Annotated in this window: 23 protein-coding genes; 12 read left to right on the top strand and 11 right to left on the bottom strand. The window is 62.8% G+C overall.

What is annotated here, in order from left to right; all coding sequences use genetic code 11:
* Nucleotides 1-126 precede the first annotated feature (126 nt).
* The gene (locus ACVZUB_RS05215) at nucleotides 127-699 is read right to left on the bottom strand and encodes a TetR/AcrR family transcriptional regulator (RefSeq protein WP_482628201.1); all 573 of its coding nucleotides are present in this window, start codon (nucleotides 697-699) and stop codon (nucleotides 127-129) included.
* Nucleotides 700-851: 152 nt separating this feature from the next.
* On the opposite strand from ACVZUB_RS05215, the gene ACVZUB_RS05210 reads away from it, so the two are divergent.
* Complete coding sequence (locus tag ACVZUB_RS05210; protein WP_482628200.1) at nucleotides 852-1,379, top strand: cupin domain-containing protein; 528 nt, start codon at nucleotides 852-854, stop codon at nucleotides 1,377-1,379.
* A 35-nt stretch (nucleotides 1,380-1,414) separates the two neighbouring features.
* Nucleotides 1,415-1,867 (top strand): MaoC family dehydratase, encoded by a 453-nt coding sequence (locus ACVZUB_RS05205; protein WP_003945664.1) that lies wholly within the window; start codon nucleotides 1,415-1,417, stop codon nucleotides 1,865-1,867.
* Nucleotides 1,868-1,871: 4 nt separating this feature from the next.
* Here ACVZUB_RS05205 and ACVZUB_RS05200 read toward each other — a convergent pair whose 3' ends face one another.
* From ACVZUB_RS05200 to ACVZUB_RS05185, 4 genes are read right to left on the bottom strand one after another with little or no spacing between them, the layout of a single operon-like run.
* Nucleotides 1,872-2,591, bottom strand: coding sequence for a DUF1707 SHOCT-like domain-containing protein (locus ACVZUB_RS05200; RefSeq protein WP_007734485.1), 720 nt, complete (start codon nucleotides 2,589-2,591; stop codon nucleotides 1,872-1,874).
* 17 nt (nucleotides 2,592-2,608) lie between these two features.
* On the bottom strand, nucleotides 2,609-3,241 hold the full coding sequence (locus tag ACVZUB_RS05195) for a response regulator (protein ID WP_047269712.1): 633 nt from the start codon (nucleotides 3,239-3,241) through the stop codon (nucleotides 2,609-2,611).
* A gap of 28 nt (nucleotides 3,242-3,269) precedes the next feature.
* On the bottom strand, nucleotides 3,270-4,493 hold the full coding sequence (macS, locus tag ACVZUB_RS05190) for a MacS family sensor histidine kinase (protein WP_007734482.1): 1,224 nt from the start codon (nucleotides 4,491-4,493) through the stop codon (nucleotides 3,270-3,272).
* Nucleotides 4,486-5,664: an AI-2E family transporter gene (locus ACVZUB_RS05185; RefSeq protein WP_063314966.1), complete on the bottom strand. Its 1,179-nt coding sequence runs from the start codon at nucleotides 5,662-5,664 to the stop codon at nucleotides 4,486-4,488. The genes macS and ACVZUB_RS05185 overlap by 8 nt, the downstream gene beginning before the upstream one ends.
* A 192-nt stretch (nucleotides 5,665-5,856) precedes the next feature.
* Between ACVZUB_RS05185 and ACVZUB_RS05180 the strand changes: the two genes are divergently transcribed.
* Nucleotides 5,857-7,335 carry an adenylate/guanylate cyclase domain-containing protein gene (locus tag ACVZUB_RS05180; protein ID WP_003945952.1) on the top strand — a complete coding sequence of 493 codons (1,479 nt, stop codon included), beginning with the start codon at nucleotides 5,857-5,859 and terminating at the stop codon, nucleotides 7,333-7,335.
* Between the two features lie 9 nt (nucleotides 7,336-7,344).
* A complete protein-coding gene (locus ACVZUB_RS05175) occupies nucleotides 7,345-8,451 on the top strand; it encodes a lysylphosphatidylglycerol synthase transmembrane domain-containing protein (RefSeq protein ID WP_042452628.1) in 1,107 nt (368 codons plus the stop codon).
* On the opposite strand, the gene ACVZUB_RS05170 is transcribed toward ACVZUB_RS05175, so the two are convergent.
* Nucleotides 8,448-9,128: a FadR/GntR family transcriptional regulator gene (locus ACVZUB_RS05170; RefSeq protein WP_007734477.1), complete on the bottom strand. Its 681-nt coding sequence runs from the start codon at nucleotides 9,126-9,128 to the stop codon at nucleotides 8,448-8,450. The two genes, ACVZUB_RS05175 and ACVZUB_RS05170, sit on opposite strands and share 4 nt — an antisense overlap.
* A 163-nt stretch (nucleotides 9,129-9,291) precedes the next feature.
* Here ACVZUB_RS05170 and ACVZUB_RS05165 point away from each other — a divergent pair, with 163 nt between their 5' ends.
* From ACVZUB_RS05165 to ACVZUB_RS05150, 4 genes are all read left to right on the top strand, one after another.
* Nucleotides 9,292-11,028, top strand: coding sequence for a 2-isopropylmalate synthase (locus tag ACVZUB_RS05165; RefSeq protein ID WP_042920290.1), 1,737 nt, complete (start codon nucleotides 9,292-9,294; stop codon nucleotides 11,026-11,028).
* A 78-nt stretch (nucleotides 11,029-11,106) separates the two neighbouring features.
* Nucleotides 11,107-11,655, top strand: a complete 549-nt coding sequence (locus ACVZUB_RS05160; RefSeq protein ID WP_003945643.1) for a YceI family protein — start codon at nucleotides 11,107-11,109, stop codon at nucleotides 11,653-11,655.
* Nucleotides 11,656-11,719: 64 nt separating this feature from the next.
* Nucleotides 11,720-12,097 (top strand): DUF3054 domain-containing protein, encoded by a 378-nt coding sequence (locus ACVZUB_RS05155; protein WP_482628199.1) that lies wholly within the window; start codon nucleotides 11,720-11,722, stop codon nucleotides 12,095-12,097.
* 57 nt (nucleotides 12,098-12,154) lie between these two features.
* Complete coding sequence (locus ACVZUB_RS05150; protein ID WP_003945468.1) at nucleotides 12,155-13,627, top strand: peptide MFS transporter; 1,473 nt, start codon at nucleotides 12,155-12,157, stop codon at nucleotides 13,625-13,627.
* Nucleotides 13,628-13,633: 6 nt separating this feature from the next.
* On the opposite strand, the gene ACVZUB_RS05145 is transcribed toward ACVZUB_RS05150, so the two are convergent.
* The 3 genes from ACVZUB_RS05145 to ACVZUB_RS05135 all read right to left on the bottom strand — a co-directional run bounded on the left by ACVZUB_RS05145 (nucleotide 13,634) and on the right by ACVZUB_RS05135 (nucleotide 18,006).
* Nucleotides 13,634-14,371, bottom strand: coding sequence for a sulfite exporter TauE/SafE family protein (locus ACVZUB_RS05145; RefSeq protein WP_482628198.1), 738 nt, complete (start codon nucleotides 14,369-14,371; stop codon nucleotides 13,634-13,636).
* 30 nt (nucleotides 14,372-14,401) lie between these two features.
* On the bottom strand, nucleotides 14,402-16,081 hold the full coding sequence (locus tag ACVZUB_RS05140; protein WP_007734469.1) for an NTF2-like N-terminal transpeptidase domain-containing protein: 1,680 nt from the start codon (nucleotides 16,079-16,081) through the stop codon (nucleotides 14,402-14,404).
* Nucleotides 16,082-16,188: 107 nt separating this feature from the next.
* Nucleotides 16,189-18,006 carry a penicillin-binding transpeptidase domain-containing protein gene (locus ACVZUB_RS05135; RefSeq protein ID WP_482628197.1) on the bottom strand — a complete coding sequence of 606 codons (1,818 nt, stop codon included), beginning with the start codon at nucleotides 18,004-18,006 and terminating at the stop codon, nucleotides 16,189-16,191.
* Between the two features lie 96 nt (nucleotides 18,007-18,102).
* Here ACVZUB_RS05135 and ACVZUB_RS05130 point away from each other — a divergent pair, with 96 nt between their 5' ends.
* The 4 genes from ACVZUB_RS05130 (at nucleotide 18,103) to ACVZUB_RS05115 (ending at nucleotide 21,973) form a co-directional block, all read left to right on the top strand.
* Nucleotides 18,103-18,657 carry a hypothetical protein gene (locus tag ACVZUB_RS05130; RefSeq protein ID WP_003945732.1) on the top strand — a complete coding sequence of 185 codons (555 nt, stop codon included), beginning with the start codon at nucleotides 18,103-18,105 and terminating at the stop codon, nucleotides 18,655-18,657.
* Nucleotides 18,658-18,868: 211 nt separating this feature from the next.
* Entirely contained in the window at nucleotides 18,869-20,470 is a 1,602-nt protein-coding gene (locus ACVZUB_RS05125) for an ABC-F family ATP-binding cassette domain-containing protein (protein WP_482628196.1), read from the top strand.
* 8 nt (nucleotides 20,471-20,478) lie between these two features.
* Entirely contained in the window at nucleotides 20,479-21,060 is a 582-nt protein-coding gene (locus ACVZUB_RS05120; protein WP_482628195.1) for a hypothetical protein, read from the top strand.
* Nucleotides 21,061-21,202: 142 nt separating this feature from the next.
* Nucleotides 21,203-21,973: an alpha/beta fold hydrolase gene (locus tag ACVZUB_RS05115; RefSeq protein ID WP_003945805.1), complete on the top strand. Its 771-nt coding sequence runs from the start codon at nucleotides 21,203-21,205 to the stop codon at nucleotides 21,971-21,973.
* Between the two features lie 18 nt (nucleotides 21,974-21,991).
* Here ACVZUB_RS05115 and ACVZUB_RS05110 read toward each other — a convergent pair whose 3' ends face one another.
* Both ACVZUB_RS05110 and ACVZUB_RS05105 read right to left on the bottom strand, forming a co-directional pair.
* On the bottom strand, nucleotides 21,992-24,040 hold the full coding sequence (locus ACVZUB_RS05110; protein WP_482628194.1) for a heavy metal translocating P-type ATPase: 2,049 nt from the start codon (nucleotides 24,038-24,040) through the stop codon (nucleotides 21,992-21,994).
* Between the two features lie 142 nt (nucleotides 24,041-24,182).
* Nucleotides 24,183-24,833: a DUF305 domain-containing protein gene (locus ACVZUB_RS05105; protein ID WP_054188009.1), complete on the bottom strand. Its 651-nt coding sequence runs from the start codon at nucleotides 24,831-24,833 to the stop codon at nucleotides 24,183-24,185.
* Between the last annotated feature and the right edge of the window lie 216 nt (nucleotides 24,834-25,049).

Raw genomic sequence — 25,049 nt, 5'->3', positions numbered from 1 at the left:
TGCTGCGTGGCCGAACCGATCAGATGAGTAGTACTACTCGATCAGCCTGGGGACTTCTCGTACTCAACTGAGGACACCTTCGACTGACAGCACCCTCGACTGACTGCATCATCGACTGACAGGGCACTAACGCCGAGGTGCCGCGTTCCGCAATCGTTCGGACAGAAGCCGACCCGAAGTGTGAAGCGGAGCGGGATCCTGACGCGCCCGAGCAAGGACCAGCGCGCCCTCGAGTGCGGACAGAGCGAGAATTGCCTCGGACTCGGCGTCTTCGCGGGACCAACCGTCTGCCTCGAGGCGCTGAGCCAGCAGTGCGAGCCACGAGTTGTACCCGTCCGCGCAAGCACCGCGGATGACCTCGGATTCGGTTGCGGCATCCAGTGTTGCCGTAGCCAGGGCGCATCCACGTTCGTAGTCCGAATCCGACAAACGCGCAGCCAATGCGGCGGCGAATGCCGAGATCGCGGTGGCTGCATCGGGTGAGCTCTCCAGCAGGTGCCGGATGAAATCGGCCATTGCCTCGCCACGTCGTCTCAGAGCCTCGCCTGCGAGTTCTTCCTTGCCGCCGGGAAAGTGAAAGTACAAGGAACCTTTGGTAGTCGCACTAGCCGAGAGAACTTCCGACACACCCGTTCCGGCGTAGCCCTTCCGCTGCAACAGATCGGCAGCGGCATCGACCAACAAATCCTTCGTAGACATACGTTCAATATACCGATCAGTACACATATAGACAACACTTGCAGTGCATCAATTGTCAAAACCTTGCATCACTAGACCGATTGGTACATGATTCGGGAATCAACAACCCGGAGCACGGCCAACGACGCTCACGACGACGAAGGACTGAATCGATGTCACCGAATTCCCCGAACAACACCACCACGACCGTCCTCGGACCGGACGAAGACCTCGCCGGGACCCTCGCGGCCACCGGCGTCCGGATGATGGTTCGTAACAAACAAACCGAGGGAGGTTTCTCTCTTGTACAACACCGCATCGCTCCGCATTCGATGACCTCACCGGTCCATCGCCACAGCCGGGAAGACGAGTACACGGTGGTTCAAAGTGGCCGCGTCGCAGCGATGGTCGGAGACGAGGTCGTCTACGCGGAGACCGGCGCCATGATCTTCAAACCGCGTGGCCAGTGGCACGCCGTGTGGAATCCCGACGACGCTCCAGCACGGATTCTCGAAATCATCACGCCCGGAGGGATGGAAGACCTGTTCGAACTGATGCCGAAACTACTGGCCGAAGCAGGTTCCGCCGCGGAATCGGTTGCAGCGCGGGTAGAAGCAGACTTCGGGATCGAATTCGATCTCATTGCCACCGCCGAGATCGCACAGACACACGGTGTGGGATTCGGCATCGAAAGTCACTGACCGACTGTCAGCACCTACCGATCGAAGGAAAATTCATGCTTGTACTCACCGGAGCAGAAGACCTCAGCGCCAACCTGAACCAAGAGCTGGGCGTCAGCGACTGGCACGATGTCACCCAGGAGTCCATCGACGAGTTCGCCCGGGTCACCGGCGACGATCAGTGGATTCACGTCGATGTGGATCGCGCGAAGGAGTCGCCGTTCGGCGGAACCATCGCGCACGGCAACTACACGCTCTCACTCGGCCCCAAGTTCTCGTACGCAATGTTCTCGCTCGAAGGTTTTGCGTTTGCTCTCAACTGCGGATTCGACAAGGTCAGGTTGCCCGCTCCGCTTCCGGTCGGCTCTCGTGTCCGCATGCGCGCGACGTTGAGCAAAGTCGAACCGATCAACGGCGGTGTCCAGATCACGGTGACGCAGACGTTCGAACGAGAACACGGTGACAAGCCCGTGTGCGTCGCCGAGATGTTGACCCGCGCGTATCACTGAAAGGTCAGGAGCCGAACATCTTTCGGATCGTGGTACCGAAGGGATGCTTCGCGGTGACACTGCCGAATCGCACCTTGCCGTGCACCACCAGATGCAGCGGGCCCATCTGTGGGCCGGAACGAACCTTGTTCGACGCGCTTCCCCCGACTGCCTCGACACCGTTCATGTCCACCGTCGCCTCTTCGGGAACGATCAGTGAAATCGAGCTGGCGTAGTCGTCGATCGAGATGTTCACGACCTGCGTCTGCATCACCGCACGCGTGAAATCGATAGTCACACTGGACATTCTGGTGTCGACCACGACAGCTGGTGGAACGATCCAGGCACCGTTCCGCGTCACCGTCGCCATTCGTCCACGGATCACGGCAGCATTTGCCGCTCCGTAAGTACCTACAACCGGAGCCCCGACGGGAGCGCGGTAAGGCGGGCTCGGGTGAACCGGCGGCGGTTGGGGTTGGTACGTCGGCGCCGGGTAGGGCTGGCCTTGGTACATCGGCTGACCCGCATTGGGATACGCGGGTGGGTCGTAGTCGGAGATCAGTGTGATGCCCGGAAGATCGGCGAGAACCGAGTTGAGCTCACCTCGTGTCTTTGCGGCCAAGGCAGTGTCCATGCGCTCGGTGAACTCACCGAGCGAGAGCATCCCTTGACCGACAGCTTTCTGCAGCAGCTCGCCGACATGCTCTCGTTCGGCATCGGATACGCGTAGATTCCTGGCCTCCATGATTTCCAGGATAAACGTTATTCGAGACCTTGTTCTATCGCGTATCGCGTGAGCTCGACGCGATTGGCCAACTGAAGCTTCCGAAGCGTTGCCTGCACATGGTTTTCGACGGTCCGGTGGCTGAGCGAGAGCCTCGTGGCGATCTGTTTTGCGCTCAGCCCCTTGGCGACAAGACGGAGCACTTCGGTCTCACGGTCGGTGAGCCGAGGCAGCTCGGGTGCGCGATCGTCGGCCGGTGCCGTCGACATCCGGCGGTACTCACCGAGCACCAATCCGGCGAGGCCGGGGGTGAAGACGGCTTGTCCGTCGAAAGTCGCTCGCACGGCCTCGAGCAGTTCCGCCACCGAAGCACTCTTGACCAGGTAACCCGACGCTCCGGCTTTGACCGCGTCGAGGACGTCGTCACGTTCGGCAGAGGCCGAAAGCACCAGTACCTTGCTCTTCGGCGAAACCTCGAGAACTGCGGTGGTGGCGTCGGCACCGTTTCCGTCCGGCAGGTTCATGTCCATCAGAACCACCGCCGGTTGCACGGCGGCGGCCCGGCGGCGCGCACTCTCGACACCCTCCGCCGTGGCGCTCACGGTGAAGCCGGCAGCTTCGAGGTCCCGGGAGACACCGTCGCGCCACATCGGGTGATCGTCGACGACCATCACCGTCACCGGATTCTCGCCATGTTCGTCAGCCACGCTCACTTTTCCCCTTCGGAACGTTGATCTCCCATTCGGTGCCCTCCCCCGGCCCGGTTTGCAGGACTGCAGTGCCGCCGAGCACCTGCACTCGACCGAGAATGGACTTCGATACTCCCATGCGGCCTTCGGCTTCGGCCTGCGCCAAGCGACCCTCGGGGATTCCGACGCCGTCGTCGCGGATGCTGACGATCACCTCGTCCGGCAAATCTTCGAGCAATACGTATGCCTTCGCCGCGGGCCCGGCGTGCAGCCCGACATTGGACAGAGCATTGTCGACGATGGCTGCCAGTTCGATGGCTCGATCACGCTCGATCACGACGGGGTGCGCGGGCGTCGACACCGACACCGACGTGCTTGCCTGCGTGGTCAGCAGCGGACACAGATCCACTGTCTGTCCGCCGACGTCTGCCGCGGCGCCCGAAACCTGCTCGGAGATCAGCATTCTCAAGGCGACCTCCTGCTCACCGGCCAGAGCAGCCAGTTCAGCTGCCTCGCCGCCGAGTGCCGCACCTCGCCTGCGCACCATCGCCAGCACCTGCAGAACGCCGTCGTGTACTTCGCGTGCCAAACGCTCGCGCTCTTCGGTGGCCGCCGCCAGACGGACGGCTTGCTCGAGTTGTCGATGCGAGCGCCGAGCGGTGGTGGTGGCCAAGCCCAACGCCAGACCGACCGATACGAGCACGGGAGCCGTCGCATCGCGCCAGAGGTCCAGGTTGACCTGGTCGCGGATGATCGCGCTGGCCGCCGAGATGACAACTCCGGACGCCATACCGAGCCACGGCCCGCCGAGAATTGCCGCGGAGATGACCGCGTTGGTGGCCCACAGCGTGGTGGGCAGCGTCTGGTGATTCTGATACCACTCGTGGTCGGAGACCAGCCTCGTCGACGCCATCAGCAAGATGACGACCACCTGATCGGCGATCACCACCTGATACCGCGGCAGCTTCTTCCCGAACAAAGCACCGGATGTCCCGAGCAACAGTGCCGACACCCCGGTCCACACGGCCATCAGAGCGACGAAGAACCAGCTGAGCCGAGAGTTGGTGTAGTCGGAGGCCGAGGCGAACTGGTAGCTGATCGCGTACACCAGCGTGACGAGCCGAAATGCCTGCGCCGCCCGCCACAGCGGGGCATCAGGGTCGGTGTCGACGCCCGACGCCTCGCGAACGGTCGGCTGATAGTGCAGCCGACGACGGCGGGTGGGCTCAGTCATCGGGAGGAGTGGGGTTCACGATGCGAGGCTCGGCGCGCGGCTCATCGGGTTCGGCGGGGAACAGTGGGGTGTCCGGATCTTCGACGTGCAGTTCGGCGTACGCGATGTCCGGGTCGTCGGCGAGGAGGGAACGAATAGCGGTATTCAGGACCGCGACGATCGGAACAGCCAAGAGCCCGCCGACGATTCCAGCGAGAACGATGCCCGTTGTAATGGCGAGAACGACTGCCAGCGGATGCAGGCGAACAGCGCGACCCAACAACAGCGGTTGCATCACGTGCGCTTCGAGCTGCATGACGCCGATGATGATGCCGAGGACAATCAGCGCCGTCAGGAAACCCTTCGTGACCAGAGCGACAAGCACCGCGAGAAAACCGGTCAGAAATGCACCGACGATCGGAATGAACGCGCCGATGAACACCAACGACGCCAGCGGCAGGGCGAGCGGCACCCCGAGGATCGCCAGGCCGGCACCGATACCGATCGCGTCGGCGGCGGCAACCGCGACCGTGGCGCGCACGTAGCCGATCAGCGACCCGAAACCTGCAGAACCGGCGATCCGTACGCGACGACGCGCGTCGGTGGGAACTATCCGGGTGACGAACTGCCAGATCTGATCGCCGCCGTAGAGGAAGAAGATGAGAGTGAACAGCGTCAGCAATGCCCCGGTGAAGATCTCGCCGATGACTGTCGCCGTGGTCAAAGCGCCGCTGGTCAGGGACTCACGATTGGATTGCACCGACTTGACGACCGAATCACCTGCCTGGCGGATCTGATCCTCGCTGAAGTGCAGCGGACCGCTGGTGAGCCAGTTCTGAATTTGCGTGACGCTGGCCGTGAACTGGTCGGTGAGCTGGGGCAACCCGTCGATGAACTGCTCGACGACAAACGTCATGATTCCCGCGACCAGCCCGATCGAGGCAAGCAGAACGACGATGACGGCTGCCGAGCGGGGAACACCCCACACCTGTAGCCGATCGACAATCGGGATCAGCAGAGCTGATGCCAGCAGAGCCAGCCCCACCGGGATGAGCACGGTTTCGAGGCGGAGTACGACGTACCCGAGAACCAACAGTCCGGCGAAGATCACAATGAGGCGCCACGACCATTCCGCAGCGATGCGCACGCCGGGATGCACCGCCCGAGCGTCGGCGGAGATGGGTTTGTTCATCCTCGATGCTCGCTCCGCACGCCCCCTGTTTGCGTTCACATCGCGAGCCTAACCGGCCCGGCCGACACAGGTGAGCGGACGAATAATCGGACGCGCGTACCAACACTTCGACCTCTGCCAGCTAAATTGAACCCTGTGCGGGCCTCATACAGAGCAATAGCGGTGACCATCCGCAGCCGGTGGCCCCTCTATATGCTCTCCATGCTCGCAGCCAATCTGATCGGCGCGGTACTGGTCTTTGCCTTCGTCCGGTACGGCGTGCCGATCCAGGAGTCCGACGCGATAGTTGCCGACCGGGTCCGCAACTTCGCGATCTTCGGCGTGTACCTGGCATTCGCCGGCGCCGTCAGCCTCACGGCGGCGGCGATGATGTTGAAGTCGGTCATTCGCTGGCGGCTGCGCGGGGGTCCACCCACGAGGTCCGAGCAGATGGCGGCACTGCACGCGCCGCTTCGCCAGGCCATCGTCCACCTGGTGCTGTGGATTCTGGGGGGCATCATCTTCGTGTTCCTGACCATCACCGAGATGCCCGGACTCGCGATCGCCGTGATCGTGACGGTCTGCATGGCCGCGACCACGACCTTCGGGTTCACCTACATGCTCGGTGAGCGCATTTTGCGTCCGGTCGCCGCCCAGGCCTTGAGCGAGGGCGAATTCGATCGGACCATGGCGCCTGGCGTCGGAACCCGGCTGGCGATGACCTGGGGTCTCGGCACGCTGATGCCCGTCGCAGGCATCATCTTGCTGTGCTCGACGCAGCTCACGACCGATCTCGAGTTCTCCCCCGACTCTCTCGCGTGGGCGATCCTGCTCATCTCGATCATGGCGATCGTGCAGGCCTTTGCGCTGTCGATGCTGACGGCTACCCAGATCTCCGATCCGATCCGCCAACTGCGACGCGCCATCGAGCGGGTGCAGCGCGGCGCCACCGACGTACGCGTCGAGGTGTTCGACGGCAGTGAGATCGGCCGGCTGCAGGTCGGCTTCAACCGCATGATGAAAGAGTCCGACGAGCGTCGTCTGCTGCGTGAGCTGTTCGGTCAGCACGTCGGCGAGGATGTGGCCCGGCGCGCGTTGAAGTTCGGTACCGAGCTGGGCGGCGAAACTCGATTCGTGGCAGTTCTGTTCGTCGACATGGTCGGATCCACCGGTGCCGCGGCCGAGCGCCCGCCGGGTGAAGTGGTCGAACTGCTCAACGAGTTCTTCCGTGTGGTCGTCGACGTCATCGATCGTCACCATGGTTTTGTCAACAAGTTCATGGGTGATGCAGCGCTCGCCATCTTCGGTGCACCACTCGATCGACCCGACGCTCCGACGGCAGCCCTCGCTGCGGCTCGCGAGCTGCGGTTCAAGCTCAACGACATCACCGGCCTCGACGTCGGAATCGGTGTGAGCGCGGGGCTCGCGGTCGCCGGCAACATCGGTGCTGCCGAACGTTTCGAGTACACCGTGATCGGTGATCCGGTCAACGAGGCGTCACGGCTCACCGAGCTCGCGAAACTTCGGCCCAGCCGGGTGCTGGCGTCGACGAGCGCGTTGTACTTCGCCGACGAAGAGGAACAGGCCGAGTGGGAACTCGGAGAGCAAGTCCAACTGCGTGGGCGCCGACGACTGACGCATCTGGCGTGGCCGGAAAAGTATCCAGAGGTCGATCCGGATCAAATTGGTTAGGGTGAGTCGATGGCTCAGCCTGGAAACACCCCACGGCGACTGAGACGACCACGCTCGCCCGTGGCCGAGACCAGTCGGGTCAGAGGGCGCTTCTGGTGGCTGAAGTGGCTGCTCGGGGTGGCTCTGATCGCTCTTCTGATCGTCGAAGGTGCAATTCTGTGGTCCAAGCTCAGTGAGTCCTGGCAAGCCTTGACCGAAATCCATTGGGGTTGGGTGGCCGCGTGCGTCGCGGCGCAACTCATTTCGCTCAGCGGATACGCGTCCGTTCAGCAACGTCTTCTCAATGCCGCCGGTGTGATTGCCGGTCACCTCAAGAACCTCTCGGTCATCTACGCCAGCACCGCGATGGCGCTGACGTTGCCAGCCGGCCAGGTCTTCTCGACCGCATTCACCTACAAGCAGACTCGGAAGTGGGGCGCTACACCAGTTGTCGCGTCTTGGCAGTTGGCGGTGTGTGGAGTGATCGCTGCGGCGACTTTGGCGCTGTTGGGTGCCGCGGGCGCGTTTGCCTTCGGCACCAAGGTCAGCCCTATAACGCTCACGATCTCGATCATCGGCATGGCGGCACTGTTCCTGGCGTTGCGATACATAGCCCAGAATCCCGGCAGTATCGAGCGAATCGGGCATCGAGTCCTAGCCCGCTACAACCGAATTCGCAAGAATCCGCTCGGCCACGGGATGCGACGCTGGTCCGAGATCCTGAAGCAACTGGATACGGTCGAGCTCAGCCGCACCGACTCGGTCATCGCATTCGGGTGGTCGGCCATCCATCGTGTCGCCGATGTCGCTTGTTTGGGTTTCGCATGTTGGGCTGTTGGCGCGGAGCCCTCTTTTGCTGGGCTCCTGATCGCTTTCGCCGCCGCAAAAGCAGTCGGCAGCATTCCGCTGGTTCCCGGCGGGCTGGGTTACGTCGACGCTGCTCTGGTCACCGCGCTGACGATCGCAGGGGCCGGCGGAGCGCAGGCAATCGCGTCGGTGTTCGTGTATCGGATGGTCAGCCTCGTCATGGTCGCTGTCGTCGGTTGGATCGTCTTCTTGATCACTTTCCGTGCAACCCACCACGAAGACCTCGAGATGGACCTCGAGTTCGAACGCCGAGAACAGCCGGGCGTCTAGCGTCGCAACGCTGCTGCCATGTCGTCGAGGTGTGCCCGACTGATCCGTACGGCTGCCTCCGCGTCGCCGGCTTCGATGGCGTCCACCAACATTCGATGTTCGTCCGCGTCGGGCTGGCTGTGGGGATGCAGGTCCAGAACCGCGATCAACTCGATCAACGCCGCCCGCAGACGCGGTACAAAGGTCTCGAAGAGTTCCGACAGCACGGGATTGTGTGCCGCGTCCACCACTGCTCGGTGGACGGCGATGTCGGCGTCGACGAACGCTGCGTCGCCAGAGTGCGCTGCGGCAGTTCTACCGTCGAGCGCTTGCCGCAGAGCCGCGACGTCAACGGCATCGCGCCGCTGCGCGGCGAGGCGAGCTGCTTCGATCTCGACCGCGTTGCGCACCTCGACGACGTGAAGGATCGCCTCGGCTTCGAGCACTCGGGGCCACTGATCCGGAGGCGTCGTACTCCGTAGGAAGACCCCGGCGCCCTGCCGCGATTCGAGCATGCCGAGGCCCGCGAGAGTCCGCACTGCTTCCCTGATAGTGGACCGCCCGATACCCAACTGCGCAGCAAGAGTGGTTTCACCTGGAAGTTTGGCGCCGACTTCCCATTCACCGCTCACGATCCGCGCGCGTAGCAACTCCGCGGCCTGGTCGGTGAGCAGCCGACGCTCGACGATCGGGGACACGTGAACTCCTCAGGTTGTCTGATAAGTGATTTCGTTCTAGTGTAGCCCGCATGGCTACAGGAGCACTCCTTCTCGACTGCCGCGGCGGGGCCTGAAAGACCGGCACCCCTCCGCGGGGTTTCGCCATGCCGGTCTCTCGACTCGACCGCAGGAGAAACCGAAGATGAGTACTACCCGAGCCAACCGCTGGAACAACCAGAAGCCGTCACCCATGCCGTCCGAGCGCTATCGCGCCGCGTGGGATCGCGTCGACATTCCGACTTTCGAGCGGACGTGGCCGTCCAATCGCACCACCGCGGCGCCCCTGTGGGTGCCCGTCGATCTGCGTGACGGCAACCAAGCCCTCGCAGAACCGATGGACCCCGAACGCAAGCGTCGAATGTTCGAACTGATGGTGGCAATCGGCTACAAGGAAATCGAGGTCGGCTACCCCTCCGCGAGTCAGACCGATTTCGATTTCGTTCGCGACCTGGTGCGCTTCGATCTCGTTCCCGACGACGTCACTATCGTCGTATTCACTGCCGCGCGTACGGATTTGATCGAACGGACATATCAATCGATCGAGGGGCTGCCTGACGCGGTTGTCCACATGTACACGGCGACTGCGCCGACGTGGAGAAACGTCGTTCTCGGCAAGGAGCGAGAAGAGTTGCACGACATGATTTTCCGCGCCGCGCAAGACGTTGCTCGTGGCGGCGAAGGCCACGACGGCTGGCGATTCGAGTTCTCACCCGAGGTCTTCAACCTCACCGAACCCGACTACATCCTGCAGGTCTGCAACAGTCTCACCGAACTCTGGGACGCCAGCCCCGATCGCCCGGTCATCCACAACCTCCCTGCCACAGTCGAAATCGCCACCCCCAACATCTATGCCGATCAGATCGAATACATGCACCAGAATCTGGCCCGACGCGATTCGGTGATCCTCTCGGTCCACCCGCACAACGACCGCGGCACCGGCGTTGCGTGCGCCGAACTGGCAGTGCTGGCCGGCGCGCAGCGCGTCGAGGGATGCCTGTTCGGCAACGGCGAGCGGACGGGCAACGTCGACCTGGTCACGCTGGGGCTGAATCTGCATGCACAGGGCGTCGATCCGGAAATCGACTTCTCCGACATCGACAAGATCCGTCGAACGGTGGAGTACTGCAACAGAATTCCCGTCCACGAACGCCACCCGTACGGCGGCGATCTCGTGTACACGGCATTTTCCGGAACCCACCAGGACGCGATCAAGAAGGGCTTCGCGCATCACTACGAGAGCGCGGAGGCCGCCGGCGTCGATCCGGGATCGGCGCCGTGGGCGGTCCCTTACCTGCCGATCGACCCCGCCGACGTCGGCCGCGACTACCAGGCGGTCATTCGTGTGAACAGCCAGTCGGGCAAGGGCGGAATCGCATATCTGCTGCAGACCGAGTACGGCGTCGAACTCCCCCGGCGCCTGCAGATCGACTTCGCCTCGCGGGTGCAGCTCGAAACCGACGACTCGGGCACCGAAATGACTGCCGACCAACTGTGGAAACTGCTGCTGCGCGAATACGGGTACAACGGAGGAGTGCGTCGGTACTCACTGGAACACACCGCCGACGGTGATCAGTTGTTCGTTGCCATCGATCGCGACGGGCGCGAGGTCACCGCCGCGGCCAGTGCGTCCGGGCCGGTCGAGGCATTGAGCAAAATCCTGACCGAACAGGGCTCGGCCGTCGAGGTCGTCTCGCTCACCCAGCATTCACTGCCCCGCAACCCGAATTCTTCCGGGAGTGCGAATTCGGCAGTCACCATTGCAGAGTGCGTGGTGAACGCCGAAGGGCGCTGGGGCATTGCGGTGCATCAGTCGGTGACAGCGTCGGCGCTTCACGCGGTCTACGCCGCAAGCACAAACACTGTGATGCAGCTCACATGATCTTGCGGAAGGATTTCCTGGGGTCCATAGTTGAAGCTACAAGAACTTGAACATTCAACTACTTATTCAGGAGCTTCCATGACCACCGCAACCTTGCCCGCATTGACCGCCGGAACCTGGGTCATCGACACCGTCCACTCCACTGTCGGATTCTCGGTTCGCCACCTCATGGTTTCCAAGGTTCGTGGAACGTTCGACGAGTTCTCCGGAACGATCACCGTTGCCGAAGACGGAACCCCCGCCGTCGAGGCCGAGATTTCCGTGGACTCCATCAACACCAAGAACGAGCAGCGCGACGGCCACATCAAGTCCGCTGACTTCTTCGACGTCGAGAAGTTCCCGAAGGCCACCTTCAAGTCCACCGCAGTGCGCTCCAAGGGCAGCGACTTCGTCCTCGCCGGCGACTTCACGCTCCACGGCGTCACCCGCGAGGTCGAGCTGAACCTCGAGTTCAACGGCGTCAACCCGGGCATGGGCCAGGGCCCCGTCGCCGGATTCGAGGCCACCACCGTCATCAACCGCAAGGACTTCGACATCTCCATCGAGATGCCCCTCGAAGGCGGCGGAGCAGTTGTCGGCGACAAGATCACGATCACCCTCGAGATCGAAGCCGGCCTCCAGGCCTAACAGCACTGTGCGCCTTTATTAACCGCCCGCGGTTAATAAAGGCGCACAGTCGTATGGTGTGAGCGTGAAGAAGTACGCACCATTCCTGCTGATCGACGCCATTCTTGTCATAATCTTCTGCGCGATAGGGCGCCGTACCCACGAAGAAGCCAATGCGCTCGCCGGTCTGGCGAAGACATCCTGGCCCTTCCTGACCGGCCTGGTGATCGGATGGGCTGCCACGTTCGCGCTCTACCGCGACAAGTTCAACGCCGTTCTCCTTGTTCCCACCGGCGTTGTCGTTTGGATCGGCGCCGTCGTCATCGGGATGATCCTGCGAGTGTTGAGTGGCCAGGGCACCCAGTTCAGCTTCATCGTCGTCGCGACGCTGGTCCTCGGCGCGTTCCTTCTCGGTTGGCGCGCACTCGCTCCGCTGGTAGTGAGAATCCGCACCGAGCCGTAACCAAACTCCACGGCTCGGAACCACCCGAAATGCCCGAGCACGTAGGACACTTTTCGGATGAGCAACACTACGGAGCCCGTCGAACGTAGCGAGAAGGAAGACCGGGGGTTCTTCGGCCAACCCTTTGCGCTGGCGAACCTGTTCGGCGTCGAGATGTGGGAGAGATTCTCCTTCTACGGGATGCAAGGCATCCTCATCTACTACCTGTACTACAGCGTCAGCGACGGCGGCCTCGGCATCAGCCAGGCGGCAGCGACCAGCATCGTCGGCGCGTACGGCGGCACCGTCTACCTGTCGACGATTCTCGGGGCGTGGGTGGCCGACCGACTGCTCGGCTCCGAGCGCACGCTCTTCTACAGTGCTTCGCTGGTGATGGCCGGCCACATCGCACTGTCGGTTCTTCCCGGCATGTGGGGTGTCGGCGTCGGCCTCGTCATGGTCGCCTTCGGCAGCGGCGGCTTGAAGGCCAATGCGACCTCTCTGGTCGGAGATCTCTATTCCGAACAGGATGTTCGCCGCGACGCCGGATTCTCCATCTTCTACATGGGCATCAACATCGGCGGTCTTGTCGGTCCGCTGCTCACCGGAGCCGTCCAGGACGCCTGGGGATTCCACGCCGGTTTTGCTCTCGCTGCCGTCGGCATGGCGCTCGGCCTGATCCAGTACACGCTGGGCCGCAAGCATCTTCACGGAATCGGTGCCGAACCAGGCAACCCGTTGCCCGCGGACAAGCGCGCACTCTACATCGGGATCGGCATTGCCGCGATCGTCGTCGTCGCGGTCGCCTCCGTCACCGGCTTGATCACGGCGGACAACATGTCCGACGTCGTTGTCGGACTCACGATCGTCGCGTCGGTCGGTTACTTCCTCCTCATGCTCACCAGCAAGAAGGTCACCAAGGTCGAACGCAGTCGAGTCTTTGCGTTCATCCCGATGTTCATCGCGAGCGCGGCCTTCTGGTCGCTGTTTCAGCAGCAGTTCACCACCGTGCCGGTGATCTCAGACAAGCTCCTGGACCGCAATCTCTTCGGTTGGGACTTCCCGCCGACGTGGGTGCAGTCGATCAATCCGGTGTTCATCATCATCTTTGCCGGTGTGTTCGCAGCGATGTGGACCAAACTCGGTGACCGTCAGCCGTCGTCGCCGATCAAGTTCGCGCTCGGTACCGGCACGATGGGTCTGGCGTTCCTGGCGTTCATCCCGATCACCGGGGGCGGACCGAACAGTGCACCGCTCCTCGGCCTTGCCGGTGTGCTTCTGCTCTTCACCTTCGCCGAACTCTTCCTGTCCCCCGTCGGCCTTTCCCTTGCAACCAAACTCGCGCCCGAGCATTTCCACACTCAGATGGTGGCGTTGTTCTTCTTGTCCGTTGCATTGGGTTCTTCGATGGCGGGAACCTTGGCCGGTTACTTCGACATCGACGACAGTCGCCCGTTCTTCCTGATCATCGGTTTCTCGTCGATCGGAATCGGAGTGATTCTTGCTCTTGCCTCACCGTGGATCAAGAAGCTGATGCAGGGCGTGAAGTAGACGGGCTCACTTCACCCACAACCACAGAGCCAACACGAATCCCGCTATCGCTACTGCCACACGCAGTACCGGTGGCGGGATTTTCTTGACGACGGGCGGGCCACACCAACCTCCGGCCAACGCGCCGAGCGCCATCGCCAACGCGGCCACCCAATGCACCTGTCCGGAGAAGGTGAAGATGAGTGCAGCCACAAGATTGGCGATGCCGAGAAAGAAACTCTTCAGGATCGTTGCACGCCACACCGTTTCGGATGTGAGGATGAGCGTCGCAGCCAGGAAGATGACTCCGGCACCGGCACCGAAATAGCCGCCGTAAACCGCGACGGCGAACAGTGCTGCCGAGTAGATTCCGGGGCGGTCACCGCCGCCGGACAACTCACGAATCTTCGGTTGCAGCAGCAGCGCGAGCGAGGCGAACACGACCATCGCCGGCACAACGGATTCGAACGAACCTTCCGGTGCCAGCCACAGGATGAGGGCACCGATGATGCCACCGGCCGCCGAATAGAGAGACCAGCGAACAAGTTTCGGACCGGTATCGGCAACTTCACGGGACGAGTTCGCCAACGCTCCGACGCCGACGGCCACCAACGCGACGGTATTGGTCATGTTCGCGCTGACCGGTGAGAGCCCGACGCTCAGCAGCGCCGGATACGAAACGATCGATGCAAGACCGGTGACAAAACCGACTAGACCGCTGAAGAAACCCGCTACGACGAGGAAAAGGAAATCGAGCAGGTTCACGAACCAGGAATCTACTCGCGGTGCCCGGTACTACTTGTCGGCAGGCTTGCCGAGTTCCTGGAAGAGCTTGTCCGTCATCTGCATTGCTCGATCGCCGCCGTCGGCGTCTGCGACGAACACCGCGAACGCGAAGTCTCCGCGTGATCCGTAGAACCAGCGATCGTCACCGCTCGCTGCACCGGCCGCCATCATGTCCGGGTACCCAGCCAGTCCGCCGGCGCCTCGCATGGCGTCACGCAGACGATTGTTGACGTCGCCGGGCAACGCCGTCGGCGTGACGTCGGCGGTAGCCGGTTGTCCGAAGACCATCATCGGCATCGGGGCACTGCCGCGGGCAATCGATGCCGCGAGCATCGCCATTCCGAACGGAGTTACCGTCGGTGCGCTCGCGTCGTTGGACGTCTTGTTGGCCATGACGTTGTTCATCGCCTGGTCCACGCCGGGGCGGTTCGCGGCAAGCACTGCTGTCTGCTGTTCGAGTCCCTGAATGTGGAAGCCGTTGCCGAGTCCGAGTTGCTGCCCGGTGTCGGCCAACTGCTCGGGTGACACGGCGCCGGGGTCGACGCCGTTCTGCATCGACGATGCGAGACGGACCAGATCGAGGGCGCCGCCGGCCGGGCGCAACCCGGTGAAGGCGATCGGGCCCTGTTCGATGGCCTGATTGTTCTGTGCGGCAGCCAGAATGGCGCCGTCCGACGGGCGGATCGCGACGATGGCCGCAGGAGTACCTGCACTGACGACAGCTTCGATCGCGGCGAGTTGAGCGTGCGAATCGAGGGTCGCGGCGACGTCGGGGCCGGGAGGTCCCTGGAAGCCGGCTTGCTTGATCGGGAATCCGTTGGGCTCGACCAGATTGACCGCCCAGCCGGCGGTGGCGTCGCGATTGGCCTGCCACACGGTCCGCAGTGGGTCCAGCAACGGCGAGTTGATGCGACGGTCGGAGGCGATCAGCTTGGGTGTCTTGACCACGACGACACCGGGGATCGCAAAATCGCTTTCCAGGTAGGCGTAGTCGGGATCGCGGAGCAGTACGGCGGTGACGGGTTTGCCGGGGTTTGCGGCGAGGTCGGCCAACATCGACTCCGAAGTGACCAACGGTGCGACAGGTTCGAGCACCGTGGCGAGGCGACGAGTGGTGTCGACGGGGTCCGGCATGGTGGCCGGGTCAAGAGTGATCGCGTTGATGGTCTGCTCGTTCATGAGCAGGGTGCCGGTGCTGTCGACTACCTTCGGCGGCGCTGCGTCCGTGCGGGTGTACGAAACGGTGCGACCGTTGCCGAGGTCGGGGACGAGGACCGACGGGTCCCAGGACACACGCCAGCCGACCGACAGATCACGAACCTCACCCTGCGACTGGTAGCTCCAGTCCTTGCCTTCGCCGAAGTTCCAGGACGCGTCGAGTGTGAAGAGTCCGGAGTCGCTACCCAGATCCATGACCTGAGCGACGTCGAAGTCGGTGGACTTGGCGGCCAGTCCGTCGAACATCTGCTGGATCGACGGCCGCGCCGCGTTGGGGTACGACGTGAGCGCCGCAGCAGCTTCGGCGTCGTGGTTGTTGAGGGCGGTGACGAAGTCCTCCACCACCGAGGCGGCGTCGGATTTCTTCTCCCCACCGATGACACACGACGCGAGCGCCACTGTCAGAACGACAGCAGTTATCGACGCAACGACATATTTTCCACGACGGTTGTGCTGTCCTCCGGGCCCCATGCATGTAACTCTTTACTTCTGTCACACGAGTAACAAGCACGGGATGCCTACGAACGTGTCACAGTTAAGCTACGACGGTGTGATCCAACTGCAATGGAAAACAGGTTTCAGCGCAGAAAAGTGCCCGCTACCTGCACTGCAGGCGAAGAGCTGTCCGCACCCGCGATGAATACCGCAAATGCGAGGTCTCCCTTGATTCCGACAAACCACCCATGTGCCGGGCCACCCTCGGTTTCGGCCGTGCCGGTCTTGCCGAGAAGCCCCGGAATGTCCTGCAACGACGTCGCCGTACCGCCTGTGACGGTCTCGCGCATCATCACCCGCAACTGTTCGGTCACCTCCGCGGGAGCCGGTGCAACGGTCTGATCTGCCACGCCGGGCTGTCCCTTGACCAACATCGGCGCGGGTGTCGTTCCGTTGGCGATCGAGGCCGCCACGAGAGCCATCCCGAAGGGCGTGGCGGTCACCGTGCCCTGTCCGATCGCGGACTCGACGCGTTCGGCGGGGGTGTTCGCGTCAGGGACGTTGCCCGTCACCGTCGTGAGTCCGGGGGTGACGTAGTCGACGCCGAGCCCGAACTGCAGCGCCGCTTTGTGCAGAGCATCGGCGGGCAGACCGACGGCCATCCTCGCCATTGTGGTGTTGCACGACTTCGCGAACGCGGTGTGCAGCGGAACCGATCCGAGGTCGAACTCGTCGTCGTTGGGAATCTGACGGCCCTCGATGTTCTCGGTACCCGGGCACGGCAGAACGGTGTCCGGTGTAGCGACGCCGGCTTGCAGGGACGCGGACGTCGTCACGGTCTTGAACGTCGAACCCGGTGGGTACAGGCCGGTCAGAGCGATCGGGCCCTGTGCGTCGGCGGGGGCGTTCTGGGCCACCGCCAACACCGCTCCGGTCGACGGCTGCAGCGCAACGATCGCCGCCTGTTGTGTCACCCCGGCGAGCGCATTCTCGGCCGCGAGTTGCATCGGTCGGTCGATCGTTGTCGCGATGTTCGGAGCAACCGGCCCGTCTTGGCCGGCGACGGTGGTGACGGTTCCGTTCTGCTTCACCTGCTGTACCGCCCAGCCCGCGGACTTGTCCTGCCCCTCCTGCCACAGATCGGACAACCCACTGAAAGTCGGCGACGCCAGAGTTTTGTCCACCGAGAGCAGCCGAGCCTGCGGCGCCAAGCTCACTCCGGGAATCGCCGCCAACCTCTCCTCGATCGGTGCAAGATCCTCGGCCCGCAAAGTGATTGCGGTGACCGGCTTCCCACTTGCCGACGCAAGATCGCCGCTCAGCGATGCCGCCGTGATCGTCGGTGCGATGGGCGAGAGAAGGGCCGCCACGGCTGCCGTGTCCACCGGGGGCACCGCGGCGGAATCGAGATTGACCAGCGTCACCACCTGCTGCTCCATGATCGGCTGGCCCGCCGCGTCCAGCACCGACGGCGGAGCACCGGTGGTGGGTGTGTAGCGCAAGGTCGTCGAGGAGGTCAGGTCCGGAGCCAACAGCGCCGGGTCCCACTGAATCAGCCAGTTGTCCCCGCTTTTCGACGCGTTTCCCTGCGTCGAGTAGTTCCAGTCCTGACCTTCACCGAACTTCCACGCCGCATCGAGTGTGAACGTCCCCGCAGAATCACCGGACTCGGTGGCGTCGGAGACGGTGAATGTTCCCTCGTCCTTGCCCAGCCCGTCGATCAGAGCCGAAATCGCAGTCGACGCCGCCGCCGGATCGGTGGTCAGGGCTGCCGCCGCTTGCACGTCATCGGACGTGAGCGCGGAGGCGAACTCCTCTGCCACTGATTTCGGCTGGTCAGGGCCAGAACTGCAGGCAACTACCGATCCTGCGGCCAATACCCCCAGAGCCACGGCAGCCACGGGACGACGGAAAGTTCGGAAGCTCTGACGAGCGTGTGAAAGGCGCACGACTCCGATCATGCCCGAATTTGTGGCGCCAGTTCGACTATCGGTGTAATCATGTAATCAGTGCAATAAACGCACGACACACTCCACCAACTCTCCGAGGAGAACGCCATGAAGAACTCACAAAACTCCGGCGACCGCAGGTTCGGCCGTCCCGGAGGTTGGCAACAGGCGTCGGTTCCCGACGCGAGTGATGCGTCCGACTGGTTTGCCGGTCGACTTCCAGATGACTGGTTCACCGGAACGGCCGACGTCCAGGTCGACCGCGAAGAAATCGTCGTGATCGGTGAACTCCCGGCAGTCGACGGTGGCGAGGCCGCCGCGGACGGAAGGATCTCACGCTTTCGCGAAACCACGCGCGCCGACCGGATGCGCATCGCCGACGAGGCCGAGGCTCGCTACGGGCGCAAGGTCGCCTGGGGTGTACGTCTGGACGAAAAGACCGTCCTGTTCACACATCTCGCAGTTCCGGTGATGACACGACTACGTCAGCCCGAACGCAAGGTTCTCGACACTCTGGTGGACGCGGGTGTTGCTCGTTCGCGAGCGGACGCCCTCATGTGGACAGTCCGGTTGGCGGGCAAGCACAGCGAACAATGGCTCACCGAACTCCGCGAAGCGATGTCGAAGGTCGACGACCTCCGATCCGAGGGTCCGAAAATCTGACGGCCCGAAAATCTGAGCACCGACGAGACCGACAGCACAGAATAATTCGATTGCACGGGACCGTTCGAGTGTTCTAACCTGGAACACGAATCATTCCCGACAGAACAGGAAACGGGCCGTTGCTCCTCTAGAGGTTCATCACGCGAAGGCACTCGCACCCATCAGCACTTGCTGAGCCGGGCGCACAGTCCAAGCACCCTCTGGAGTACTCATGACCCAATCCCATCTTTCTCTGTCGCTCTCGGATCTCACCTTCATCTGGCCGGACGGCGAATCAGTCTTTTCCCACACCAATTTTGTATTCCCCAGTGGCCGTGTCGGTCTCGTGGGACTCAACGGATCGGGAAAGTCGACTCTGCTGCGATTGATCGCGGGAGAGCTCTCACCGGAATCCGGATCCGTGACCGCTTCCGGCGAGGTCGGCTACCTCCGTCAGGACATCACACTCGATCCGAGCGTTCGGGTGGATGACATCCTCGGTATCCACGAACTCCGAAACGCTTTGCACCGCATCGAAACCGGCGACGGCTCCGAATCCGACTTTGCGCTCGTGGACAACAACTGGGATATCGAGGAGAGCGCTCTCTCCACCTTGCATCGACTCGGCCTCGAGAAGGTGGTTCCGGATACCGCAGCATTGAGCCGAACTGTCGGCACCCTCTCCGGCGGAGAGACCGTCCTACTCGGCCTGACCGCAACGCTGCTGAAGAATCCACAGGTACTTCTCCTGGACGAGCCGACCAACAACCTGGATCGCGACGCTCGATCACGAGTTCATGCTGCAGTCCAACAGTTTCCGGGAACCGTGCTGATCGTCAGCCACGACCGGGAACTGCTCGACACCGCGGAGTACACGATCGAACTACGTCGGGGGGATCTACGCGTGTTCGGCGGCAACTACTCGCACTACCAGGAGGTCGTGACCGCTGAGCAGGAAAACGCACTCGCCACCGTTCGCGACGCCAAGGCCGATCTGGCAAAGCAGAGCCGCGAGCTGATCGACGCTCGAACGAAACTGCACCGGCGTAAGCGCTATGGGCAGAAGATGTTCGAGAACAAGCGGATGCCGCCGATCATCGCGCAGACACGAAAACGTCAGGCCCAAGTTTCAGCGGGAAAGCTGGCCCTCAACCATATCGGGAAGGTGGACGAGGCCAAGTCTGTCCTGTCGGAGGCAGAGGAACTCCTTCGAGACGATCGCGAGATTCGTCTGGATCTGCCTGCTACAGAGGTTCATCCGGGGCGGCAGGTTGCGCGGCTCGACGAGGTGCCGTTGCAGAGCGGCCAAGTGGTATCGCTCCAGATCACCGGGCCGGAGCGGATTGCGATAGTGGGACGCAACGGAATCGGCAAGACGACGTTGCTCGATGCACTCGCCGCGTCGACTCCGTTCGTAGCCTCTCGTGCGCTCCCCCAACGTCTCGACGTGTTCGACGAGGACCTCTCGGTGGCGGACAACGTCGCGTTGGCCGCGCCACACGCGACAGCCGAGGAAATTCGCGGGCAGTTGGCACGGTTCCTTTTCCGGGGAACGGATTCCGACGTATCGGCATCCGCACTCTCCGGCGGTGAACGATTGCGTGCGGCGTTAGCCACGATCCTGCTGGCCGAACCCGCGCCCCAGCTGCTTCTTCTCGACGAGCCGACCAACAACCTGGACCTACCGAGTCTCGCCCACCTCACGCAGGCACTTTCCGATTTTCGCGGCGCCATGGTGGTGGTGAGTCACGATCTGCCGTTTCTGCGCGACATCGGTATAACGCGGTGGATCAGCATGGACGAGAATGGTATTCGAGACATCGATCCCGAGTAGGCCGACGGTTGACGCTATCGGTGCTCGACGGTCTGGCCTACCGTGGGGCGATGTGCCTTCACCTCGACGCAACCGCCGCGCTGTCGCTCGCAGGTTGGGTTCGCGAAGAACCCACTCGATCGGCCTCTGCCCCAGTTCCGCAACCACTGGTCGGCGGTTGTGACCAACTCGTAGTGTGGGCGAGTTCGTTCTCCGTACTTGCCAGTTCCGACGACCAGGTGTGGTTTCTCTCGGCGGAGAACTATGCCGGTGGCGTTGGCGTCAGCGATGAGGCGTTTCCCTGGAATGCGTTCCGGCACGAGAGCCTGGCGGTCGCTTCCGGGCCGGCGGAGCGCGCGGCGATCAACGCCTTCTGGTCCACTCACCTCCCGGTCCTGCTGTCGGTGCGCAATGGGTACGAGTACTTGGCGCTCGCACCCGACGGTCACGTTGTCCGTGGAGGAGAGCCGGAGTTCGAGGAGGTCACCATCGTCGCCGCTGATTTCGAGGCTCTGATTCGGGGCATAGCCGCAGGCGTCAGCACTGCAGACCCCTCCACCGATGCATTGCTTGGAACAGTGGGTACTGCCCCGCCGGGCAGTGACCGGTAGCTCTGGGGGAGGCCGAGTTGACGGCCCGACTGTTCGTGAGAGTCCACGCCATCCGTCGAATGGGACCGGACGACTACTCGAGTTCACGTGCGTAGCAACTGGCACCCATACTGGACGGGTGTTGCACGACGTGAGAAATCCGGTGGACGGTGCGCGGATCACCTATCAGATCGTGGGCGATGGCCCACCCCTGTTGATGGTGCACGGCACAGCGTTGTCGCGCTCCATCTGGCGTGGCTTCGGGTACGTCAAGGCACTTCAGGAGCAATATCGTCTGATCCTCGTCGACATGCGGGGTCACGGCCGCAGTGACAAACCACACGACTCCGATTCGTATGCAATGGATCTGGTGGTCGGCGATCTCCTGGAGATCCTCGACACGGAGTCTCCGTTCGAGCCGGCACACGTCCTCGGATACTCGTTCGGCGGACGTTCGGTGATGTCGCTGACAGTCGAGCACTCCGAACGGGTGCGATCGCTGACCGTCGGGGGCGGTAGCAGCCGACCGATGACGGGCGCGTTCGACGCATTGTTCTTCCCGGGTTGCATCGACGTACTCGAAAGCGGCGGTATCGAGGGATTTCTGACCGGTTGGGGCGTGAGGCGCGGCAAACCGGTGGATCCTCAGACTGCGACTGCCTTCCGAATCAATGATGCCCTCGCGCTCGCTGCCTACATGCGCCGCGCAGAGAAGGAGCACGGCATCGACGACGCCGTGCTGCAACGGATCACCACACCGGCGTTGTTGTTCGTCGGATCGAGAGATCGCGAGCGCCTGCCGGATACCGAGCATCTCGCGTCGCTGATCCCGGACAGTGCCTTGACTGTGATCGAAGGGGCTGACCACGCAAGCGCAGTCGCAGACTCCGATGCTGTACTGCGTGCGCTCATTCCGTTCCTGAGCCGACAGTAGTCCACCTTCAACCGCTCACTACTGCGATGTGAGCACTCTCGACTCCAGCGCGGTCACCGTTGGTTGCCGTAAGTCCAAGCGCCTCAACAACTGGGCATTCGCGGCAACGACCACAGTGGATACCGACATCAGGATTGCTCCGACCTCCATCGGCAGCACGAACCCGACGGGCGCCAGTACTCCCGCAGCGAGGGGAACCGAGATCGCGTTGTATCCCGCTGCCCACCAAAGGTTCTGAACCATCTTCCGGTAGGTGGCGCGGGAGAGCTCGATGACCGAGCTCACCGAACGCGGATCATCGCTGGCCAGAACAACTCCCGCCGACGCGATCGCCACGTCGGTTCCGGCACCGATCGCGATACCCACATCCGCCTGGGCGAGTGCCGGCGCATCGTTGACCCCGTCACCGACCATCGCCACGCGGTGGCCCGCAGCCTGAAGCCGAGATACCTGCGCTCCCTTGTCCTGCGGAAGCACTTCGGCGAAAACTTCGTCGATCCCGAGCCTGCGAGCCACCGAATGGGCCACGGCCTCCGCGTCTCCGGTGACCATGGCCACCCTCACACCGCGAGCATGGAGGGCGTCGACGGCCAATGCTGATTCCGGGCGAATCTCGTCGGCCAATGCCAATGCGCCGATTACCTTCTCGTCACGCACTACATGCAGGACGGTCGACCCGTCACTGAGCCACTCTTCGGTCCCCGGGATCGCGGTGGCCCCGACCGATCGCAGCATCCCCGGTCCGCCGACACCGACGCGTGCACCGGCGACGTCCGCAGCAACCCCGATCCCGTTGTGCGCCTGAAAGTCGGAACCCGAAGTGAATTCGAGCGACAACTCCCGCGCCGCCGCGACGACGGCGCGCCCGAGTGGATGTTCGCTGTCGAACTCGACGGCAGCCGCTGCGCTGAGAACTTCGTCGTCGGAATACCCGTCGACACCGCGTACACCGACCACTGCGGGCTCCCCCTTGGTGAGAGTGCCGGTCTTGTCGAAGAGAACGGTGTCTACGTTACGCATCGCCTCGAGGGCCATGCGGTCGGTGATCAAGATCCCAGCCCGAGCCGCCCGTTCCGTCGCGATCGAGACGACCAGTGGAATCGCCAACCCGAGCGCGTGCGGGCAGGCGATCACCAGAACGGTGATCGTCCGGGTGACTGCGCTCTCCGGGGTGCCCCAGATACTCCAGGCGATCGCGGTCAGCACTGCCGCGCCGAGTGCGTACCAGAACAGCAGAGCAGCGGCCTTGTCCGCCAACACCTGCGCGCGACTCGACGAGTTCTGGGCTTGCTCGACCAGGCGCCGGATACCGGCGAGCGCGGTGTCTTCTCCCACGGCGGTGACTCGAAGCCGAAGTGCCGAGTCGGTGGCTACCGTGCCGGCCACCACCTGATCTCCGACAGTCCGGCGGGCGGTCTTCGACTCGCCTGTAATCATGGATTCGTCCATGTCGGCGCTTCCCTCGACCACCGTTCCGTCCGAGGGAACACGGGCGCCGGGACGAACTATCACCAGGTCGCCGGTCGCCAGAGCTGCGGTGGGCACGGTTTCCACCGATTCCCCCACCACCCGTTCTGCCTCGTCGGGCAGCAAAGCGGCAAGTGAATCCAAGGCGCTCGATGTCTGACTGAGCGAACGCATCTCGATCCAGTGGCCCAACAACATGATCACGATCAGAAGCGCGAGCTCCCACCAGAAATCGAGAGTGTGATCCACCCAGTGCAGACTCGCAGCCCATGACGCGAAGAAGGCCACGGTGATCGCGAGCGCGATCAACAGCATCATTCCCGGCTGCCGAGAACGGATTTCGGCAACAGCGCCGGTGAGGAACGGCTTGCCACCCCAGAAGTACATCACCGTGCCGAGTACCGGTGAGATCCATTCCACCAGAGAGTTTTCCGGCAGTGTGTACCCGACCAGATCAGCGAACATCGCGTCTGCCGCAACGACCGGAACCGCGATGACCAGCATGACTGCAAACAACGTCCGGAACTGTGCGACGTGATCCCCGTGACCACCGTGTGCCCCATGCTCCATCTGGCCATGGCTCATCTCGCTATGGTCCATCTGGCCATGGTCCATCTGACTGTGATCCATGTGGCGGTCATCCCCTCGCGTGTGATTGCAGCACAGCACCGGTCAAGCCATCAGCCTCGAACGTATGCCCAGGTAGCCACCCGAGCAAGGTCACGCGGCCAAGGCCTCCTGTTCAACTCCCTTTCAACATCGCTTCCATCTGAGTGATTTCCGCCTGCTGACCGGCAATGATCGCTTCTGCCATCTTCTCCGCCGACGGGTCGAGCCCGTTGTCGAGTTCGGTCTGGGACATGGTGATGGCACCCTTGTGGTGCTCGATCATCATCGTCAGCCACAACTTGTCGAACTCCGCGCCACTGGCATCGGTGAGGGCGGTCATGTCGTCGGCCGACATCATTCCCGGCATCTCGGCCATCCCGACGCCGTGTCCCGCGTGCGCCGACTCATCCATGCCCTCCATCGAACTCGACGAAGGCTCGGGGCGTCCCCACTCCGTCAACAATTCGGTCATCTGAGCCATCTCCGGGCCTTGCGCTGCCTCTATCTGTGCTGCAAGAGAGAGAAGTTCGGCATTGTCGGTTCGACCGTCGACCATTCTGGCCATGTCCAATGCCTGCGCGTGATGCGGGTACATTCCTTCGAGAAACTCGATGTCGGCGGCATTGACACCCGCAGGAATCTCCGACTGTGCTGCGACGCTGGTTGTTTCGGAAGAATGGTTGATGCTCTCCCCGGAGTTGTCCGAGCATCCGGCAATCAACAGTGCTGCCGCTGCCACAACCGGAACGAACCGCGCGGCGCTCTTCCTGACCGTCAAAGACATGTTTTCACTCCCGAGAATTGATTCTGTTCGATATGCACTGCACCACAATTGATTTGACAAGAGTGCTGCACATGCACAGTTGCCACGTTACCGGCGAAAATCCACCGCGAAGCCCGATAACCGGCTCGAACAGGCTTCCTTCATCGAATCTTCACAGTCGAGTGGAAACCACCACGCGACAGCAATGCAGACACGCAGTCGACTAACCTCGGTCTG

Source organism: Rhodococcus sp. OS5, assembly GCF_056837585.1.
The sequence above is the reverse complement of the archived record's forward strand: the minus strand, read 5'-3'. Positions and strand labels throughout refer to the sequence as shown.